We start from the raw sequence: 19,031 nt of genomic DNA, 5'->3' as shown, positions 1-19,031 counted from the left end.
CCTTGCAACCGTGATTATCTCCGCAGGATGGAGTAGGATTAAATCCTATCTTATGCGGGAGGCCCGTCATGCGTACCACTCAACAATTCAGCATTACTCTACCCAACCAGATGGCCGACGTAGTAAAAGCCAAGGTTGCCGCTGGCGAATACGCCACTGAAAGCGAAGTGATTCGCGATGGCTTGCGGGCGCTACTGGCCCGTGACCGTGCCTTGGAGAACTGGCTCTTCGGTCAAGTAGCCCCTGCTTACGATGCATTGAAGGCTGACCCAACGCGCGCGCTCAATGTCGACCAAGTGCGCGCCCGGTTATCAGCAGAACACCAGAACTCCACTTCACAAACGTAATGGTGTACACCGTTGAGTTTACACCGGAAGCGATGGAACAGCTGGCGGTGCTCTATCGCTATATTGCCACGAAGGCTTCACCGGAAATTGCTAAACGCTATACAGACGCCATCGTAACCCACTGTGAAGATCTACAGACGTTTCCACATCGAGGAAACCAACGTGACGACATACGGCCCGGACTGCGAATCACAAACTACCGCAAGCGGGCCGTAATTGCATTTGCTGTGGATGACAAGCATGTTTTCATCTTGGGCGTTTTTTACGGCGGACAAGACTTCGAGGTTGCTTTGCAGTTTGAACTGGAGGACTAGCCGTTCAGGACCTTATCCCGTGGGGACAGACTTAAAGTTTGTCCCCGCTTTACTTCAGTTTCCGCCTTCCGGACAGAGTTCAAATCTGTCCCAGTTTCTCCTTTCCCGCCTTCGGGACAGATTTCAAATCTGTCCCGGCTTTATCGACTGTCCCGACTGTCCCGGCCCCAGCTATCACAGGCCGCGGATTCAAATTCCACACCAAATCTCCAACACCCCCATTAGGCGCAAAACCCGTCGGTGCCGCTTTAAGAATAGACAGCGCGCTCTCGCAATCAAAGGTCTGGCTGGCGTATTGCAGTTGCTTGATGGTGTCTCCAGATCGCGAATGTCATTAATGCGCGCCTGGCCGGCATTCTCGACGCCAAAGACCCCACTCAACGGTGTCTGGCGCATCGAACGGGGCAAACCCTTCGATCAACTGTTGAACAAATTCCGGGTGACTGAACAATTCCTTGTAACCGGTGTCGTGGTGATTCGTTGCCATGCGTCCTCCTGACTCAGCAAATTTTGTTATACCACGCTCAGGGTTTTCAGCAGGTGGGACTGGATTTTCTGGGGACAGATTTAAAAATCTGTCCCCATTTCAGTCAACGCATCCAACCCCATCGCCTCGCCAATATGACGATTTTGGAGCTTTTCGTCATTCGTCACCAATACGTATCCCCCAACCATGGCTGTTGCGGAAATAATGCTGTCCGGGAGTTTTAATGAGGTTGCTCTGCGGATTTTGATGGCTGATTCCTGAACGGACTGCCTAAGCTCAATCACAGGCAATACTGACAAAGTTGCTCTGAGCTTTTGCTCGTCTTCTTGCGACAACTGAGGCCAGGAGAGCAACTCCATCTTAGTAATCACTGATACCGCGTAATGCCCTTTAGGCAACTTGAGTTTACGGTCAATTGCATAAATGAGTGCGTTGGTGTCTAGCAGGTACTTACCACTCATCTCTCATTGTCCTTTGAAGTTCTAGCGCATCTCTTCCCGAGAAGGCTTTAATCTCTGTGTTGCTGAAATCCAGCTCTACCTCGGGCTCACCCATAAGGCGTTCATCGTTTACCGTGAGTACCACTCTGACGTGAGCGCTGTCCAACAGGCGATACTTCTCCGGTAGCTTTACTGTGCCGTTTCGAATATCAGCTTCAAATTCTATAGCGTACATAGTGCAGCCTCCGGCTGTTCATTATTTGAACAGAGTAGCATGTTATAGCCTTTGTCTCTGGGACAGATTTCAAATCTGTCCCGGCTCTACCAGCTGACCCGGCTGACCCGGCTTTATCGGTCGCCCGGGCTACCCCAGACCGCGGGTTCAAATTCCACACCAAATCCCCAACACCCCCATTAGGCGCGAACCCCGTAGGCGCGGTTTTAAGAATCAACAACACACCCTCACAATCAAACGCCTGGCTTGCGTGTTGCAGCTGTTTCACCGTGTCCGCAACCTCAGGCCAGGTCATACACACTTCACGGGCCATCATAATGCGCGGGTGTGCCGTGCCTTGGGGGTCGTCACCAATCAACAGCTCTTCAAATAATTTTTCACCGGGGCGCAGGCCACTGAACACCAGCTCTACCTCGCCATCTGGCTGCTCGGCGGTTCTTTCGCGGCGGCCCATCAAATGCATCATCTTGCGAGCCAAATCGGCAATTTTGACCGGCTCGCCCATATCCAGCACAAACACCTCGCCGCCCTCACCCATACTACCGGCCTGCAGTACCAGTTGGCCGGCTTCGGGAATGGTCATGAAATAGCGAATAATGTCCGGATGAGTCACCGTAACCGGCCCACCGCTGCTTATCTGGTCGCGGAACAAAGGCACCACGGAACCGGACGAACCCAGCACATTGCCAAAACGCACCATCTTCCAAATGGCACAAAGCAAACGCCGACAAACCCCCATTCAAGGTGTCATGGTTAGTGGGTCTGCGCCCTGGAACAAGCCGCAGTCAATCAGTATACCGGAGGAGGGATACGATCGGTTAGAAGGGATAATGCTCTGGGGCCCTCGGGACAGACTTCAAGTCTGTCCCGGCTGTCCGCTTTATTCCCTGGGGACAGATTTTAAATCTGTCCCCGCTTTTCTTCTGTTAATGCTTGTCTTCAATGCGCAGCTTGACGATCTCGTCAACCGATAACCCCGTCGCTGCCGCAATCTGATCGTTACTGAGCACGCCAAATGAAAGAAGATGACGAACGGTTTTACGTTTTTCTTCTAATGCGCGCCAATCGCCCTCCTGACGACCCTTCTGATGCCCCTCCTGACGCCCCTCAAGCCGTTCTTTCTTAACCAAATTCTCTAAGTTCTCTGCCAACATATCTCTGTCCTCCACCAAACTGTTGAGCTGATCCAGGTGTACTTCAGCCCCGAGTTGCTGCAAATGGCGTTTGAGCCAGCGGGTAATGATTCTGTCGGTACGATCCTTATTTGGGTCCGACTGTATGATCGCCACAACCCGATCCACCGCCTGCTGCAAAGCCTTCCAGCTGTGGCCCGCATTCTCGACACTGAACACGCCACTCAACGGTGTCTGGCGCAAGCCTAATTCCTCATCAGTGTAACGCCCCTCGTCAATCAGGTAATAGCGAAGGTGTGGTTGGCTGCTGCAGATCTAAACTGGGGACGGATTTCAAATCCGTCCCCTACTTTGCACCATCTCGTAAATGTCCTGGTGGGCTGACCGGCGGAGAGTAAGTGCCTGTCCACGACAATATTTACGACAATATTTCCACGACTAATGATGAATATTGCACAGGAGGGCTTTGCGGGTTGCTGTGGAGGGCACTGGTAGATGAGATTGGTCATGGGCTGCCTGTTTATGAGCAGCACCCGAAAAAATGGCAAAAATCTTCGTGCAGCCGCTGAAACCGCGCATCCGACAACTGACCATACTTTTTTACAATGACCTGCCGCGAAATAACAAACGTTTTACGAACCATGATCTTCGAACGCTTTGGCAAAGCTCCCAGCGCCATATCGGATGGCTCCAGAATAAATTCATCATCATGCAGCCGCAAAGTCTGACTGCTAACCGGTATGCCAACAAAGTCATCAAACGGCAGGTTATCTTTAAACACAATCACTGGCCGACGTTTGCTAGTCTGGAAGTCCGAAAAATAGAACTCACACAGCAACACCTCCCCTGGGGTCAGGTCCATACATCGTCCTCGGCCTCGTCTTGCCATTCCTCGATAGCGTTCGCTGAATGCCGGGAAAACGCCATTACCTCGGCATTCGCCTTTGACTCCCCGACCATCACAACCACTCGGGCATGGATATTTCTGAGACGAGCGTACTCCGGGGGAATTTTAACGACGCCATTCTGAATGTCAGCTTCAAACTCGATTGCGTACATACAAACCTCTTCTTGCCATGAGCAACAAAAAAATATGATAGCACGTAGAGGCTGATGGCCCCGTAGAATGTGCGGATAAACACAGTGTAGTTCTTCGACTACAAGGGCACGATGCAAAAATAAATACGGGTTTCTGACCAATATGAGTGCCTGTCCGCCATGCGTTTGACGTAAAGAACGCCGAGAAAGGAGGGGATGCCTGTCCATGCGCGGCGCGATGCGCGCGTCGTCTGACTATGGCAGAGTTATCAGTGTTTCTGCTCTTTACGAAGTACCTTGACCTCATCATCGGACAAGCCAGAAGCTGTCGCAATTTGAGCATCGGTCAGCAGACCCATCGCAATCAGGTTACGGGCAATTTGCTCAGCCTTCATGTGCTCACCTTCTTGGCGACCTTCTTGGCGACCTTCTTGACGCCCTGCCAACATGCCTTCAAGCCGTTCTTTCTTAACCAAATTCTCTAAGTTCTCTGCCAACATATCTCTATCCTCCACCAAACTGTTGAGCTGATCCAGGTGTACTTCAGCCCCGAGTCGCTGCAAATGGCGCTTGAGCCAGCGGGTAATGATTCTGTCGGTACGATCCTTGTTCGGGTCCGACTGTATGATCGCCACAACCCGATCCACCGCCTGCTACAAAGCCTCCCAGCTGTGGCCGGCATTCTCGACGCCAAAGACCCCACTCAACGGTGTCAAGCGCATCGAACGGGGCAAACCCTTCGATCAACTGCTGAACAAACTCCGGGTGGCTGAACAATTCCTTGTTGCCGGTTTCAAGAGCCGGCTGGGGACAGACTTAAAGTCTGTCCCCACTTTGGTGCTGGCTTTACTCCCTGGGGACAGATTTATAAATCTGTCCCCGCTTTACTTCAGCTTCCTCCTTGGGACAGATTTCAAATCTGTCCCGGCTTTACCGACTGTCCCGGCTTTATCGGCTTTATCGGCCACCAACGGCCGCGGATTCAGGTTCCACACCAAATCCCCAACACCCCCATTAGGCGCAAAGCCCGTAGGCGCCGTTTTAAGAATCGACAGCACACCTTCACAATCAGACACCTGACTGGCGTGTTGAAGCTGCTTCACCGTGTCTTCCACCTCAGGCCAGATCATACACACTTCACGGGCCATCATAATGCGCGGGTGTGCAGTGCCTTGGGGGTCGTCACCAATCAACAGCTCTTCAAATAATTTCTCGCCGGGGCGCAGGCCACTGAACACCAGCTCTAGCCGTGTGCAATGTGCCAAACACATTATTCTGCACACCCTCAATTACATTGTGCTCAACCAGGGGCACGTGCTTATACGCCGCCGCGTGATACACCGTTTGCACCCCAAACGAACGCATTACCGCTTCACAGCGGCGGCGGTGCACCACACTGCCCAACAATGGGTGAACGCACACATTCAAGCCTTCCACCAGATTAATCTGCTGAAGCTCGCGCTCAATGGCGTACAAAGCAAACTCGGACTGCTCAAACAACACCAGGCATTTGGGCTGATGGCGAATGATCTGCCGGCACAGCTCAGAACCAATCGAGCCACCCGCGGCGGTTCACGTCCGTATCCGCGTCCACCGCCAACAGCAAGCGTTTAACCCCATGGCTACGCACCGCCTCTTCCAAATGGCTCAACGCAAACGCCGGCAAACCCACAATCAAGGTTTTGTGGTTAGTGGGTCTGCGCCCTGAAACAAGCCGCAGTCAATCAGAATACCGGAGGAGGGATACGATCGGTTAGAAGGGATAATGCTCAACTCGTGGCAGGAGCCAGAAACGGCGCCGTGGTGGGAAATATTGATCATAACAACCTCCTTGTTGTTGGTTTCAGAAGCCGGCCAGGGACAGACTCAAAGTCTGTCCCGGCTGTCCGCTTTATTCCCCGGGGACAGATTTTAAATCTGTCCCCGCTTTTCTTCTGTTAATGCTTGTCTTCAATGCGCAGCTTGACGATCTCGTCAACCGATAACCCCGTCGCTGCCGCAATCTGATCGTTACTGAGCACGCCAAATGAAAGAAGATGACGAACGGTTTTACGTTTTTCTTCTAATGCGCGCCAATCGCCCTCCTGACGACCCTCCTGACGACCCTCCTGACGACCCTCCTGACGACCCTTCTGATGCCCCTCCTGACGCCCCTCCTGACGCCCCTCAAGCCGTTCTTTCTTAACCAAATTCTCTAAGTTCTCTGCCAACATATCTCTATCCTCCACCAAACTGTTGAGCTGATCCAGGTGTACTTCAGCTCCAAGTCGCTGCAAATGGCGTTTGAGCCAGCGGGTAATGATTCTGTCGGTACGATCCTTGTTTGGGTCCGACTGTATGATCGCCACAACCCGATCCACAGCCTGCTGCAAAGCTTCCCAGCTGTGGCCAGCGTTCTCGACACCAAAAACCCCACTCAACGGTGTTTGGCGCATCGAACGGGGTAAACCCTTCGATCAACTGCTGAACAAACTCCGGGTGGCTGAACAATTCCTTGTTGCCGATTTCAAGAGCCGGCCGGGGACAGACTTAAAGTCTGTCCCCACTTTGGTGCTGGCTTTACTCCCTGGGGACAGATTTTCTTCTATTAATGCTTGTCTTCAATTCGCAGCTTGTCGATCTCGTCGACCGACAACCCCGTCGCTACCGCAATCTGATCGTTACTCAGCACGCCAAATGACAGAAGATGACGAACGGTTTTACGTTTTTCTTCTAACGCGCGCCTATCGCCCTCCTGACGACCCTCCTGACGACCCTCTTGGCGACCCTCAAGCCGCTCTTTCTTGACCAGATTCTCCAGATTTTCTGCCAACATATTTCTATCCTCCACCAAACTGCTCATCCGATCCAAATTAAGCCTGGCCTTGGGAGCCACCCTCTGTAAATGGCGCTTAATCCAACGAGTAACGATCTTGTCTACGCGATCTTTGTTCGGGTCAGCTTTGACAATTTCTACAATCCGATCCACCGCCTGCTGCAGGGCTTCCCAGCTATGGCCGGCGTTCTCAACCCCAAATATGCCACTTAACGGCGTTCGCTTGCTGATCAATTCTTCATCAGTGTAGCGCCCTTCGTCAATCAGGTAATAACGCAGATGCGGTTGGTACACTCGTAAGAACTCTGGTGGTGCCGGCTGAACCATGTCGTAAATGTCCTGACGAGCGGACCAGCGTTGGGAGCCGTTGTACAGCACCATCGGAAAAATCGGTGGTAGGCCTTGGCGCACCGTTGTTTCTCGGGTTTTCAACAAATGATCGTAAAAGCACGCCACGTAGTGCATCAGTCGCAGCGGCATGGTGCTGTCAATTTTGGACTGAAACTCAAGCAAGATGTAAAGAAACACCCGTTGAGTGATGCCCTCCCATGTCACCTCTACCGACCACACGACGTCTTCGAACTTCTCCTCGAACAGCGGCGTAATATAATTACCACTATGGTTCTTGAGCGTATTGAAATCCATCAGGCCGGCAATCTCAGAGGGAGCAAACCCCTCAACTAACTGCTGAACAAATTCCGGATGACTGAACAATTCCTTGTAACCGGTGTCGTGGTGATTCGTTGCCATGCGTCCTCCTGACTCAGCAAACTTTATTGTACCACGCTCAGGATTTTCAGCAGGTAGGACTGGATGTTCTCGGGGACAGATTTCAAATCTGTCCCAGTTTTCCGTTTCCCGCCCTCGGGACAGATTTCAAATCTGTCCCGGCCTTATCAGCTGTCCCGGCTTTATCGGTCGCCCGGGCGACCCCAGACCGCGGACTCAAATTCCACACCAAATCCCCAACACCGCCATTAGGCGCGAACCCCGTAGGCGCGGTTTTAAGAATCAACAACACACCCTCACAATCAAACGCCTGGCTTGCGTGTTGCAGCTGTTTCACCGTGTCCGCAACCTCAGGCCAGGTCATACACACTTCACGAGCCATCATAATGCGCGGGTGGGCGGTGCCTTGGGGGTCGTCACCAATCAACAGCTCTTCAAATAATTTTTCACCGGGGCGCAGGCCACTGAACACCAGCTCTATCTCGCCATTTGGCTGCTCGGCGGTTCTTTCGCGGCGGCCCATCAAATGCATCATCTTGCGAGCCAAATCGGCAATCTTGACCGGTTCGCCCATGTCCAGCACAAACACCTCGCCACCCTCACCCATGCTACCGGCCTGCAGCACCAGCTGGCTGGCTTCGGGAATGGTCATGAAATAGCGAATAATGTCCGGATGAGTGACCGTCACCGGGCCACCGCTGCTAATCTGATCCCGGAACAAAGGCACCACAGACCCCGATGAGCCCAGCACATTGCCAAAACGCACCATCGAGAAAACTGTGTCACTCTGGCGCTGCGCCAGCCCCTGCAACACCAACTCCGCCATACGCTTACTGGCCCCCATCACATTGGTGGGCCGCACTGCCTTATCGGTCGAAATCAGCACAAACAACTCAACGCCCGCTGCAACCGCTGCCTCGGCCGCGTGCAATGTGCCAAACACATTGTTCTGCACGCCCTCAATCACATTGTGCTCAACCAGCGGCACATGCTTGTACGCCGCCGCGTGATACACCGTTTGCACCCCAAACGAAAGCATTACCGCTTCACAACGGCGGCGATGCACCACACTGCCCAACAATGGGTGAACGCACACGTTCAGACCTTCCACAAGATTGATCTGCTGAAGCTCGCGTTCAATAGCGTACAAAGCAAATTCTGACTGTTCAAAAAGCACCAGGCACTTGGGCTGGTGGCGAATAATCTGCCGGCACAGCTCAGAACCAATCGAACCACCCGCGCCGGTCACCATCACCGAGCGACCAAACAGCGATGAAGCCACCTGGGCGTTGTCTGGTCGCACCGGATCACGCCCCAGCAGGTCTTCAATTTCCAGATCGCGAATGTCGTTAATGCGCGCCTGGCCGGCGATCACTTCACTGAACGACGGAACGGTTTGTACCGGCAAATTCAACTTTTCCAATTGCGTCAGTAATTCGCGACGATTGACATCCATATCCGCGTCAACCGCCAACAGCAAGCGTTTGACCCGATGGCTACGCACCGCCTCTTCCAGGTGGCTCAACGCAACCACCGGCAAACCTACAATCAGCGTTCGGTGATTGGCTGGCAAAAGGCTGATAAACAATACCGGGTGAAACTCCTCCCCCTGTTGCAGCGCCTTAGCCAGCTGCACAGCCGTTTTACCTGCACCCACAATGGCCACCCGCTCTTTATCACGCCCGGAAGAGTACTGCACCAGCATACGCATGCTCATACGGCTGCCACCCACAAAAATAAACGCCAGCGCAGAGTAGATCAGCGGAACAGAGCGAGGAACAAACACGTTAAAACCGTAGCTGAGCACCACGAGCAGCAAGGCCGAAGCGGCAACACCGGTGATGATGGTTATGAAGGCCCGGTCACTCATGTAGCGAATAACCGCGCGGTATAAGCCAAGGCGGACAAAAACGCCCAACGTAAACACCACAGTAAGCAAGGAAACCAGCAGCTGGCCCTTGTTTGGCTCCCACAAAGCCACGTCCAGGCGCAACGCAAAAGAGGCCCAGAGCGCAAAAGAAAGAGCGACAAAATCCACAAACAGGGAGATGACGCGCTTTTTGAGGCGAGAAAGTTGCAGAAACGAATTAAACATGGTCACTCACGGCTTGTCCCATGACTGCCGCTACTACCCGGCAGGTCTTCTCTACCCTATCTCCTGCCCCCTTGCCTCGAACCGTTAATAGAATCCGGTTCTCCTTTACGCAACAAAGAGGCTATAAGCCCTTACGTTAATGCCGACTAAGCAATGACTCCAACGTATCCGAGGTCAATATAGCTTCCAGCCAGACCTCCAGTTCTGGAACACCGGCAGATTGAATGTGCGCTTCGGCCCAGCGGGGAAGCTCACCGAATTTCAGGCTGATCAACTTTTTCAAAGCGGCGGCCTCACCTTGTTGCATGCCTTGTTGCATGCCTTGTTGCATGCCTTGTTGCATGCCTTCCGCTCGTAACCGCTCACTCAAGGTGGCCATGGTGTTGCTCTCCTGCGGGTATTGCGCTTTATATTGTTCCATTTCATTATCATCCAAGGCTGAGTAGATGTCGATGAAGTCAATATACTTCAATTGCTTCTCGGGGTCTGGCTCCAGCGTGCTCACCGCCCGGCCATTCCACCATCAGCGGTACATCCAACTCGCGAAAGCGCTCACCAAGCCGCTCTTTTAACTGCTCTTGGCGCAATGGAACAACCCGTGCTCTCGGGCCAATGTGCCATGCCGCAGCACCGCCTATAAGCAGGTATTGGTCCTGATAATTTGCGAAGTGCTCTCGAAACTTATCCAGTCCCGCTATCATGTTAATTACTCCATTAACTCATCCAACGACATTTCAATCCGCTCGTCGCGCTCATCCTTCAAGCTCTGATAGAGCGAAAACGGATCAACGGTCCCATCACTCACAAACAGCCTCGGCTCATACCGCCAGATTTGTACCCTACACGTTCCATCATCCTGTACTGGGATGACATCTGCAGTCCTGGAGATTTGCTTCCATTCTCTTCTACTGGCGGCAAAAACCGGTTCTTGGGGGGCCGTCAACAGGGTTCTTCGAGACAATGCAGATTCGCCGGCCAGTGGGAGGTTGCTAGCGTTAATCTCGGCCAAACGAACCCTACGAACCTGTCTTACAGGGGTTCGCAGATATTTGCGGGCTCGCTCCCAAAGTGCCTCCGAGCCCTCTGGATACAGCTTGCTTGTCGGACTGGCCAACCAGCAATTCGTGGCAGGAGCCAGTAACCGACCGGGCAGGATAGTTGACGTCGTACAAAAAAAGGGCAGCCACCAGGGCTGCCCTTTTTTGTACGTAAAGCAGGGAGATTATAAAAGCGGAGATCAGTGCTTATCTTCAATACGCAATTGGGTAATCTCGTCTAACGCCAAGCCCGTCGCTGCAGCTATTTGCTCGTCATTGAGCACACCGAACGACATCAGGTGGCGAACCGTTTCGCGCTTTTCTTTCAGAGCACACAGCTCGGCTTCGTGACGCCCTTTTTCGATACCCAATTGTTCGCCTTCCTGGCGCCCTTTTTCAATACCCAAACGCTCAATCGTGTTGACATAAGGCATGTGTTTTTCCTCCTGTATGGCGTAAACCGCCTGTGCAAATTCGGGGTCCAGATTTTTTGGTAACTGGATCATCCAATCAATAATGTTAAACAGTCGTAAAATCTGTTCTCGACTATAGCCCCGTTCATACAGCAGTCGTATCAGGGCCACCTTGGTGTCTTTGCGCGTGGCGTCGTTCTTCACCCGTTTGGCCTGGATCTGGGCCATGACCACCAATGCAAACACGTTGTCGCTGGCCTCCAGTTCCGCCCAGCACGCTTCCCAGTCCATCAGTTTAGCCGTGGGGAAGGTAAACGTCAGCTCACAGCCCCAACGTTCATAGTGAAAAGTGGTAGGCCGGAAGCCCTTACGTGTGTCGGCCAACACTGCCAAGCTCACGACATCGATACCGTAACGATCCCGTAGTCGGTACTGATAGATGTACATGCGCTCGGCGAAGGCTTCTTCTGGTTCACCCTGCACTTCAACGTGAATCAGCACCCATGTTTCACTGCCGTCACGGGCGTAAACCTTAACCAACTTGTCGGCGTAACGCCGACCGCTGCTGGCATCTGCCGTGATCTGCCGTGATCTGCTGCAGCTCTTTGTCAAGAAAGCTGTAACCCTTCGACCAATCTACGTGTTCATGAATCGCCGGAAACAATAAATCCAGAAACTCTTGAAAGTACCCCTCCAGCGCCATCTTCCACGGACTGTCGTGGTCTGCTGACCGCGCAGCGTCTCTATCGTTCATGTGTACTCCTCTGTACAACACCAGTTTACCACATCACCGCCTTTCAAGCGCTTTTGGGCCACGACAAACCAGATGAAAGCTCGGCACTGGCGTGTTGGCTAGGCGGTGACATAACGCCGAATTACGCAGCATTACCGCTTCACAGCGGCGGCGGTGCACCACACTGCCCAACAATGGGTGAACGCACACATTCAAGCCTTCCACCAGATTAATCTGCTGAAGCTCGCGCTCAATGGCGTACAAAGCAAACTCGGACTGCTCAAACAACACCAGGCATTTGGGCTGATGGCGAATGATCTGCCGGCACAGCTCAGAACCAATCGAGCCACCCGCGGCGGTTCACGTCCGTATCCGCGTCCACCGCCAACAGCAAGCGTTTAACCCCATGGCTACGCACCGCCTCTTCCAAATGGCTCAACGCAAACGCCGGCAAACCCACAATCAAGGTTTTGTGGTTAGTGGGTCTGCGCCCTGAAACAAGCCGCAGTCAATCAGAATACCGGAGGAGGGATACGATCGGTTAGAAGGGATAATGCTCAACTCGTGGCAGGAGCCAGAAACGGCGCCGTGGTGGGAAATATTGATCATAACAACCTCCTTGTTGCCGGTTTCAGAAGCCGGCCAGGGACAGACTCAAAGTCTGTCCCTGCTCTGGGGCCTTCGGGACAGACTTCAAGTCTGTCCCGGCTGTCCGCTTTATTCCCCGGGGACAGATTTTAAATCTGTCCCCGCTTTTCTTCTGTTAATGCTTGTCTTCAATGCGCAGCTTGACGATCTCGTCAACCGATAACCCCGTCGCTGCCGCAATCTGATCGTTACTGAGCACGCCAAATGAAAGAAGATGACGAACGGTTTTACGTTTTTCTTCTAATGCGCGCCAATCGCCCTCCTGACGACCCTCCTGACGACCCTCCTGACGACCCTCCTGACGACCCTTCTGATGCCCCTCCTGACGACCCTTCTGATGCCCCTCCTGACGCCCCTCAAGCCGTTCTTTCTTAACCAAATTCTCTAAGTTCTCTGCCAACATATCTCTATCCTCCACCAAACTGTTGAGCTGATCCAGGTGTACTTCAGCTCCAAGTCGCTGCAAATGGCGTTTGAGCCAGCGGGTAATGATTCTGTCGGTACGATCCTTGTTTGGGTCCGACTGTATGATCGCCACAACCCGATCCACAGCCTGCTGCAAAGCTTCCCAGCTGTGGCCAGCGTTCTCGACACCAAAAACCCCACTCAACGGTGTTTGGCGCATCGAACGGGGTAAACCCTTCGATCAACTGCTGAACAAACTCCGGGTGGCTGAACAATTCCTTGTTGCCGATTTCAAGAGCCGGCCGGGGACAGACTTAAAGTCTGTCCCCACTTTGGTGCTGGCTTTACTCCCTGGGGACAGATTTTCTTCTATTAATGCTTGTCTTCAATTCGCAGCTTGTCGATCTCGTCGACCGACAACCCCGTCGCTACCGCAATCTGATCGTTACTCAGCACGCCAAATGACAGAAGATGACGAACGGTTTTACGTTTTTCTTCTAACGCGCGCCTATCGCCCTCCTGACGACCCTCTTGGCGACCCTCAAGCCGCTCTTTCTTGACCAGATTCTCCAGATTTTCTGCCAACATATTTCTATCCTCCACCAAACTGCTCATCCGATCCAAATTAAGCCTGGCCTTGGGAGCCACCCTCTGTAAATGGCGCTTAATCCAACGAGTAACGATCTTGTCTACGCGATCTTTGTTCGGGTCAGCTTTGACAATTTCTACAATCCAATCCACCGCCTGCTGCAGGGCTTCCCAGCTATGGCCGGCGTTCTCAACCCCAAATATGCCACTTAACGGCGTTCGCTTGCTGATCAATTCTTCATCAGTGTAGCGCCCTTCGTCAATCAGGTAATAACGCAGATGCGGTTGGTACACTCGTAAGAACTCTGGTGGTGCCGGCTGAACCATCTCGTAAATGTCCTGACGAGCGGACCAGCGTTGGGATCCGTTGTACAGCACCATCGGAAAAATCGGTGGTAGGCCTTGGCGCACCGTTGTTTCTCGGGTTTTCAACAAATGATCGTAAAAGCAGGCCACGTAGTGCATCAGCCGCAGTGGCATGGTGCTGTCTACTTTGGACTGAAACTCAAGCAAGATGTAAAGAAACACCCGTTGAGTGATGCCCTCCCATGTCACCTCTACCGACCACACGACGTCTTCGAACTTCTCCTCGAACAACGGCGTAATGTAGTTGCCGCTGCGGCTCCTGAGCGTATTGAAATCCATCAGACCGACAATTTCAGAGGGAGCGACCCCTCAACTAACTGTTGAACAAATTCCGGGTGGCTGAACAATTCCTTGTAACCGGTGTCGTGGTGATTCGTTGCCATGCGTCCTCCTGACTCAGCAAACTTTATTTTACCACGCTCAGGATTTCCAGCAGGTAGGACTGGATGTTCTCGGGGACAGATTTTAAATCTGTCCCCGCTTCTCCTTTCCCACCTTCGGGACAGATTTCAAATCTGTCCCGGCTTTACCAGCTGCCCCGGCTGACCCCGCTTTATCGGTCGCCCGCGTTATCCCAGACCCGCGGATTCAGATTTCACACCAAATCCCCAACACCCCCATTGGGCGCAAAACCCGTGGCTCCCACAAAACCTCGTCCAATCGCAACGCAACAGAGGGGATAAACTCGTTCGTTAATGCCGACTAAGCAATGACTCCAACGTATCCGAGGTCAATATAGCTTCCAGCCAGACCTCCAATTCTGGAACACCGGCAGATTGAATTTGCGCTTCGGCCCAGCGGGGAAGCTCACCGAATTTCAGGCTGATCAGCTTTTTCAAAGCGGCGGCCTCACCTTGCTGCATGCCTTGCTGCATGCCTTGCTGCATGCCTTGTTGCATGCCTTGCTGCATGCCTTGTTCTACGCCTTGCTGCATGCCTTGTTCTACGCCTTGCTGCATGCCTTGTTGCATGCCTTGTTGCATGCCTTCCGCTCGTAACCGCTCACTCAAGGTGGCCATGGTGTTGCTCTCCTGCGGGTATTGCGCTTTATATTGTTCCATTTCATTATCATCCAAGGCTGAGTAAATGTCGATGAAGTCAATATACTTCAATTGCTTCTCGGGGTCTGGTTCCAGCGTGCTTAGACCCCGTACGGCGCGGGCGTAGACTTCCAGCTTCTGCTCCTCTTTCCATTTCATCAGGTTCAGACACAGCCGGGCGATCAAATTGCTGCTTTCCCAGTAGTCCTCGGCATTCAATTCCTGCAAGGCACAGCGAATGTAGTGGAATCTCAGGTACTCATGGCAGTCACCACCCAAATTCAGTTGAACAGGTTCGCTGCCGCGAGTGTTCAGGAAAATCACCACTGGCACCACCCGACGGGTCTTACAGAGTTCCGACAAATCCAGGCAATAATGGGCCAGGCGGTGTATCGAAAAGCGGTCGGGGTCGGTTTCCTCCTCAAGCACGAACAATAGCGCTTCACGCTCACCGCCCGGCCATTCCACCATCAACGGGACATCCAGCTCGCGAAAGCGCTCTCCAAGCCGCTCTTTTAACTGCTCTTGGCGCAATGGAACAACCCGTGCTTTCGGGCCAATGTGCCTGGCCTCTTCGGGGCTGAAAAGCTCAATGGCTTGCCGTGGATAATCGATGATAAGGTTCTTGAAATTCTGGTCGTGGCTCACTCGCTTGGGTCCATCCATACCTTTCGTCCATTTATTGCATTTAAACAGTAATTTAGTGAACCAACTGAGCGGGGTCAAGCCGAAAGAGAGAGCGCTTAGTCCCTGCCATTGCTCCTGGGGACGGTATTTTCTCATGGGGATAACCTCGTGCCGGGAAATGTAAGGTTACTTTAGAAAGAAATTCACCGGGGTGGCAGGACGTCTTGGAATGAACGGTTACTGCCGAGCATGTTTCCATCTTGGGCATTTTTTTACGGCGGACAAGACTTCGAGGTTGCTTTGCAGTTTGAACTGGACGACCAGCCGTTCAGGACCTTATTCCCTGGGGACAGACTTAAAGTCTGTCCCCGCTTTACTTCAGCTTCCGCCTTCGGGACAGATTTCAAATCTGTCCCGGCTGTCCGCTTTACTCCTTGGGGACAGATTTTAAATCTGTCCCTGCTTTTCTTCTATTAATGCTTGTCTTCAATTCGCAGCTTGTTGATCTCGTCGACCGACAACCCCGTCGCTACCGCAATCTGATCGTTACTCAGCACGCCAAATGACAGAAGATGACGAACGGTTTTACGTTTTTCTTCTAACGCGCGCCTATCGCCCTCCTGACGACCCTCCTGACGACCCTCTTGGCGACCCTCAAGCCGCTCTTTCTTGACCAGATTCTCCAGATTTTCTGCCAACATATTTCTATCCTCCACCAAACTGCTCATCCGATCCAAATTAAGCCTGGCCTTGGGAGCCACCCTCTGTAAATGGCGCTTAATCCAACGAGTAACGATCTTGTCTACGCGATCTTTGTTCGGGTCAGCTTTGACAATTTCTACAATCCGATCCACCGCCTGCTGCAGGGCTTCCCAGCTATGGCCGGCGTTCTCAACCCCAAATATGCCACTTAACGGCGTTCGCTTGCTGATCAATTCTTCATCAGTGTAGCGCCCTTCGTCAATCAGGTAATAACGCAGATGCGGTTGGTACACTCGTAAGAACTCTGGTGGTGCCGGCTGAACCATGTCGTAAATGTCCTGACGAGCGGACCAGCGTTGGGAGCCGTTGTACAGCACCATCGGAAAAATCGGTGGTAGGCCTTGGCGCACCGTTGTTTCTCGGGTTTTCAACAAATGATCGTAAAAGCAGGCCACGTAGTGCATCAGTCGCAGCGGCATGGTGCTGTCAATTTTGGACTGAAACTCAAGCAAGATGTAAAGAAACACCCGTTGAGTGATGCCCTCCCATGCCACCTCTACCGACCACACGACGTCTTCGAACTTCTCCTCGAACAGCGGCGTAATGTAATTGCCGCTGTGATTCTTGAGTGTACTGAAGTCCATCAGATCCGCGATCTCGAACGGGGCAAACCCTTCGATCAACTGCTGAACAAACTCCGGGTGGCTGAACAATTCCTTGTAACCGGTGTCGTGGTGATTCGTTGCCATGCGTCCTCCTGACTCAGCAAACTTTATTGTACCACGCTCAGGATTTTCAGCAGGTAGGACTGGATGTTCTCGGGGACAGATTTGAAATCTGTCCCCGCTTTTCGTTTTCCGCCCTCGGGACAGATTTCAAATCTGTCCCGGCTTTACCGGCTGTCCCGGCAGCCAACGGCCGCGGACTCAGATTCCACACCAAATCCCCAACACCGCCATTAGGCGCGAACCCCGTAGGCGCGGTTTTAAGAATCAACAACACACCCTCACAATCAAACGCCTGGCTTGCGTGTTGCAGCTGTTTCACCGTGTCTGCCACCTCAGGCCAGGTCATACACACTTCACGGGCCATCATAATGCGCGGGTGTGGCGTGCCTTGGGGGTCGTCACCAATCAACAGCTCTTCAAATAATTTTTCACCGGGGCGCAGGCCACTGAACACCAGCTCTATCTCGCCATCCGGCTGCTCGGCGGTTCTTTCGCGGCGGCCCATCAAATGCATCATCTTGCGAGCCAAATCGGCAATCTTGACCGGTTCGCCCATGTCCAGCACAAACACCTCGCCACCCTCACCCATGCTACCGGCCTGCAGCACCAGCTGGCTGGCTTCGGGAATGGTCATGAAATAGCGAATAATGTCCGGATGAGTGACCGTCACCGGGCCACCGCTGCTAATCTGATCCCGGAACAAAGGCACCACAGACCCCGATGAACCCAACACATTACCAAAACGCACCATCGAGAAAACCGTGTCGCTCTGGCGCTGCGCCAGCCCCTGCAACACCAACTCCGCCATACGCTTACTGGCCCCCATCACGTTGGTGGGCCGTACCGCCTTATCAGTAGAAATCAACACAAACAACTCAACACCCGCTGCAACCGCTGCCTCGGCCGCGTGCAATGTGCCAAACACATTGTTCTGCACACCCTCAATCACATTGTGCTCTACCAGCGGCACATGCTTGTACGCCGCGGCGTGATACACCGTCTGCACCCCAAACGAAAGCATTACCGCTTCACAACGGCGGCGGTGCACCACACTGCCCAACAGCGGGTGAACACACACATCCAAACCTTCCGCAGCGTTGATCTGCTGAAGCTCACGCTCAACAGCGTACAAGGCAAACTCAGACTGCTCAAACAACACCAGGCACTTGGGCTGGTGGCGAATAATCTGCCGGCACAGCTCAGAACCAATCGAACCACCCGCGCCGGTCACCATCACCGAGCGACCAAACAGCGATGAAGCCACCTGGGCGTTGTCTGGCCGCACCGGATCACGCCCCAGCAGGTCTTCAATTTCCAGATCGCGAATGTCATTAATGCGCGCCTGGCCGGCAATCACTTCACTGAACGACGGAACGGTTTGTACCGGCAAATTCAACTTTTCCAACTGCGTCAGCAACTCGCGACGATTTACACCGGTATCCGCATCAACCGCCAAAAGTAGACGCTTTACACCATAGCTGCGCACCGCCTCTTCCAAATGACTCAACGCAACCACCGGCAAACCTACAATCAGCGTTCTGTGATTGGCTGGCAAAAGGCTGATAAACAATACCGGGTGAAATTCCTCCCCCTGTTGCAACGCCTTAGCCAACTGCACAGCCGTTTTACCTGCACCCACAATGGCCACCCGCTCTTTATCACGCCCGGAAGAGTACTGCACCAGCATACGCATGCTCATACGGCTGCCACCCACAAAAATAAACGCCAGCGCAGAGTAGATCAGCGGAACAGAGCGAGGAACAAACACGCTAAAACCGTAGCTGAGCACCACAAGCAGCAAGGCCGAAGCGGCAACACCGGTGATGATGGTTATGAAGGCCCGGTCACTCATGTAGCGAATAACCGCGCGGTATAAGCCAAGGCGGACAAAAACGCCCAACGTAAACACAACAGTAAGCAAGGAAACCAGCAGCTGGCCCCTGTTTGGCTCCCACAAGGCCACGTCCAGGCGCAACGCAAAAGAGGCCCAGAGCGCAAAAGAAAGGGCGATAAAATCAACGGACAAGGAAACAACTCGCTTTTTAAAGCGAGAGAGTTGAAGAAATGTCTTAAACATATTTACCCCTGGCATCCATGGCCACACAGCTAGG

The 19,031-nt window shown here is 53.0% G+C and carries 24 protein-coding genes and 2 pseudogenes; 2 read left to right on the top strand and 24 right to left on the bottom strand.

Annotation, left to right across the window (positions count from 1 at the left end; all coding sequences use genetic code 11):
• Positions 1-68 precede the first annotated feature (68 nt).
• Complete coding sequence (locus MELB17_RS17415; protein WP_007351639.1) at positions 69-347, top strand: type II toxin-antitoxin system ParD family antitoxin; 279 nt, start codon at positions 69-71, stop codon at positions 345-347.
• On the top strand, positions 347-661 hold the full coding sequence (locus MELB17_RS17410) for a type II toxin-antitoxin system RelE/ParE family toxin (RefSeq protein WP_007351638.1): 315 nt from the start codon (positions 347-349) through the stop codon (positions 659-661). The genes MELB17_RS17415 and MELB17_RS17410 overlap by 1 nt, the downstream gene beginning before the upstream one ends.
• A 334-nt stretch (positions 662-995) precedes the next feature.
• Here the strand turns inward: MELB17_RS17410 and MELB17_RS24705 are convergent, their stop codons facing one another.
• The 24 genes and pseudogenes from MELB17_RS24705 to MELB17_RS17300 all read right to left on the bottom strand — a co-directional run bounded on the left by MELB17_RS24705 (position 996) and on the right by MELB17_RS17300 (position 18,997).
• Positions 996-1,148 carry a hypothetical protein gene (locus MELB17_RS24705; RefSeq protein ID WP_007351637.1) on the bottom strand — a complete coding sequence of 51 codons (153 nt, stop codon included), beginning with the start codon at positions 1,146-1,148 and terminating at the stop codon, positions 996-998.
• Positions 1,149-1,228: 80 nt separating this feature from the next.
• Positions 1,229-1,609, bottom strand: coding sequence for a type II toxin-antitoxin system VapC family toxin (locus MELB17_RS17405; RefSeq protein ID WP_007351636.1), 381 nt, complete (start codon positions 1,607-1,609; stop codon positions 1,229-1,231).
• Positions 1,599-1,823 (bottom strand): hypothetical protein, encoded by a 225-nt coding sequence (locus tag MELB17_RS17400; protein WP_018403376.1) that lies wholly within the window; start codon positions 1,821-1,823, stop codon positions 1,599-1,601. Before MELB17_RS17400 ends, MELB17_RS17405 begins: the two co-directional genes overlap by 11 nt.
• Positions 1,804-2,526: pseudogene (locus MELB17_RS26215) on the bottom strand (polysaccharide biosynthesis protein); the annotation flags it as partial. The gene MELB17_RS17400 and the pseudogene MELB17_RS26215, both read right to left, overlap by 20 nt.
• 223 nt (positions 2,527-2,749) lie before the next feature.
• Positions 2,750-3,199, bottom strand: coding sequence for a hypothetical protein (locus tag MELB17_RS17390; RefSeq protein WP_007351633.1), 450 nt, complete (start codon positions 3,197-3,199; stop codon positions 2,750-2,752).
• A 277-nt stretch (positions 3,200-3,476) separates the two neighbouring features.
• Positions 3,477-3,818, bottom strand: a complete 342-nt coding sequence (locus MELB17_RS17385; RefSeq protein ID WP_007351632.1) for a type II toxin-antitoxin system PemK/MazF family toxin — start codon at positions 3,816-3,818, stop codon at positions 3,477-3,479.
• Positions 3,809-4,015, bottom strand: a complete 207-nt coding sequence (locus MELB17_RS17380; RefSeq protein WP_007351631.1) for a hypothetical protein — start codon at positions 4,013-4,015, stop codon at positions 3,809-3,811. Before MELB17_RS17380 ends, MELB17_RS17385 begins: the two co-directional genes overlap by 10 nt.
• Before the next feature lie 248 nt (positions 4,016-4,263).
• Positions 4,264-4,629, bottom strand: a complete 366-nt coding sequence (locus MELB17_RS17375) for a hypothetical protein (RefSeq protein WP_007351630.1) — start codon at positions 4,627-4,629, stop codon at positions 4,264-4,266.
• A 249-nt stretch (positions 4,630-4,878) separates the two neighbouring features.
• Positions 4,879-5,259: a polysaccharide biosynthesis protein gene (locus MELB17_RS26540; RefSeq protein WP_227498954.1), complete on the bottom strand. Its 381-nt coding sequence runs from the start codon at positions 5,257-5,259 to the stop codon at positions 4,879-4,881.
• Complete coding sequence (locus tag MELB17_RS26535; RefSeq protein ID WP_413540298.1) at positions 5,195-5,521, bottom strand: polysaccharide biosynthesis protein; 327 nt, start codon at positions 5,519-5,521, stop codon at positions 5,195-5,197. Before MELB17_RS26535 ends, MELB17_RS26540 begins: the two co-directional genes overlap by 65 nt.
• A 147-nt stretch (positions 5,522-5,668) precedes the next feature.
• The gene (locus tag MELB17_RS25140; protein ID WP_007351617.1) at positions 5,669-5,815 is read right to left on the bottom strand and encodes a hypothetical protein; all 147 of its coding nucleotides are present in this window, start codon (positions 5,813-5,815) and stop codon (positions 5,669-5,671) included.
• 116 nt (positions 5,816-5,931) lie between these two features.
• Positions 5,932-6,429, bottom strand: coding sequence for a hypothetical protein (locus tag MELB17_RS17360; RefSeq protein WP_007351627.1), 498 nt, complete (start codon positions 6,427-6,429; stop codon positions 5,932-5,934).
• Between the two features lie 152 nt (positions 6,430-6,581).
• The gene (locus tag MELB17_RS17355; protein ID WP_007351626.1) at positions 6,582-7,559 is read right to left on the bottom strand and encodes an Rpn family recombination-promoting nuclease/putative transposase; all 978 of its coding nucleotides are present in this window, start codon (positions 7,557-7,559) and stop codon (positions 6,582-6,584) included.
• 82 nt (positions 7,560-7,641) lie between these two features.
• Positions 7,642-9,633, bottom strand: coding sequence for a nucleoside-diphosphate sugar epimerase/dehydratase (locus MELB17_RS17350; RefSeq protein ID WP_007351625.1), 1,992 nt, complete (start codon positions 9,631-9,633; stop codon positions 7,642-7,644).
• A 136-nt stretch (positions 9,634-9,769) separates the two neighbouring features.
• Complete coding sequence (locus tag MELB17_RS17345) at positions 9,770-10,138, bottom strand: hypothetical protein (protein ID WP_227498953.1); 369 nt, start codon at positions 10,136-10,138, stop codon at positions 9,770-9,772.
• Entirely contained in the window at positions 10,092-10,334 is a 243-nt protein-coding gene (locus MELB17_RS25770) for a hypothetical protein (protein WP_007351623.1), read from the bottom strand. The genes MELB17_RS17345 and MELB17_RS25770 overlap by 47 nt, the downstream gene beginning before the upstream one ends.
• 536 nt (positions 10,335-10,870) lie before the next feature.
• Positions 10,871-11,695, bottom strand: coding sequence for a hypothetical protein (locus MELB17_RS17335; protein WP_198136510.1), 825 nt, complete (start codon positions 11,693-11,695; stop codon positions 10,871-10,873).
• Positions 11,696-11,966: 271 nt separating this feature from the next.
• Positions 11,967-12,300, bottom strand: a pseudogene (locus tag MELB17_RS26205) (polysaccharide biosynthesis protein); the annotation flags it as partial.
• Positions 12,279-12,425: a hypothetical protein gene (locus MELB17_RS25135; protein ID WP_007351617.1), complete on the bottom strand. Its 147-nt coding sequence runs from the start codon at positions 12,423-12,425 to the stop codon at positions 12,279-12,281. The pseudogene MELB17_RS26205 and the gene MELB17_RS25135, both read right to left, overlap by 22 nt.
• A gap of 154 nt (positions 12,426-12,579) precedes the next feature.
• Entirely contained in the window at positions 12,580-13,089 is a 510-nt protein-coding gene (locus MELB17_RS17325; protein WP_007351616.1) for a hypothetical protein, read from the bottom strand.
• A gap of 152 nt (positions 13,090-13,241) precedes the next feature.
• Positions 13,242-14,102 (bottom strand): Rpn family recombination-promoting nuclease/putative transposase, encoded by an 861-nt coding sequence (locus MELB17_RS17320; RefSeq protein ID WP_007351615.1) that lies wholly within the window; start codon positions 14,100-14,102, stop codon positions 13,242-13,244.
• 413 nt (positions 14,103-14,515) lie between these two features.
• Complete coding sequence (locus MELB17_RS17315) at positions 14,516-15,529, bottom strand: hypothetical protein (protein ID WP_007351614.1); 1,014 nt, start codon at positions 15,527-15,529, stop codon at positions 14,516-14,518.
• 434 nt (positions 15,530-15,963) lie between these two features.
• Positions 15,964-16,941, bottom strand: coding sequence for an Rpn family recombination-promoting nuclease/putative transposase (locus MELB17_RS17305; RefSeq protein WP_007351612.1), 978 nt, complete (start codon positions 16,939-16,941; stop codon positions 15,964-15,966).
• Between the two features lie 46 nt (positions 16,942-16,987).
• A complete protein-coding gene (locus MELB17_RS17300) occupies positions 16,988-18,997 on the bottom strand; it encodes a nucleoside-diphosphate sugar epimerase/dehydratase (RefSeq protein ID WP_007351611.1) in 2,010 nt (669 codons plus the stop codon).
• Positions 18,998-19,031: the final 34 nt, after the last annotated feature.

It is taken from the genome of Marinobacter sp. ELB17 (genome assembly GCF_000169375.1).
Taxonomy (GTDB): Bacteria; Pseudomonadota; Gammaproteobacteria; order Pseudomonadales; family Oleiphilaceae; genus Marinobacter.
This window is presented reverse-complemented; position numbering and strand designations above follow the sequence as displayed.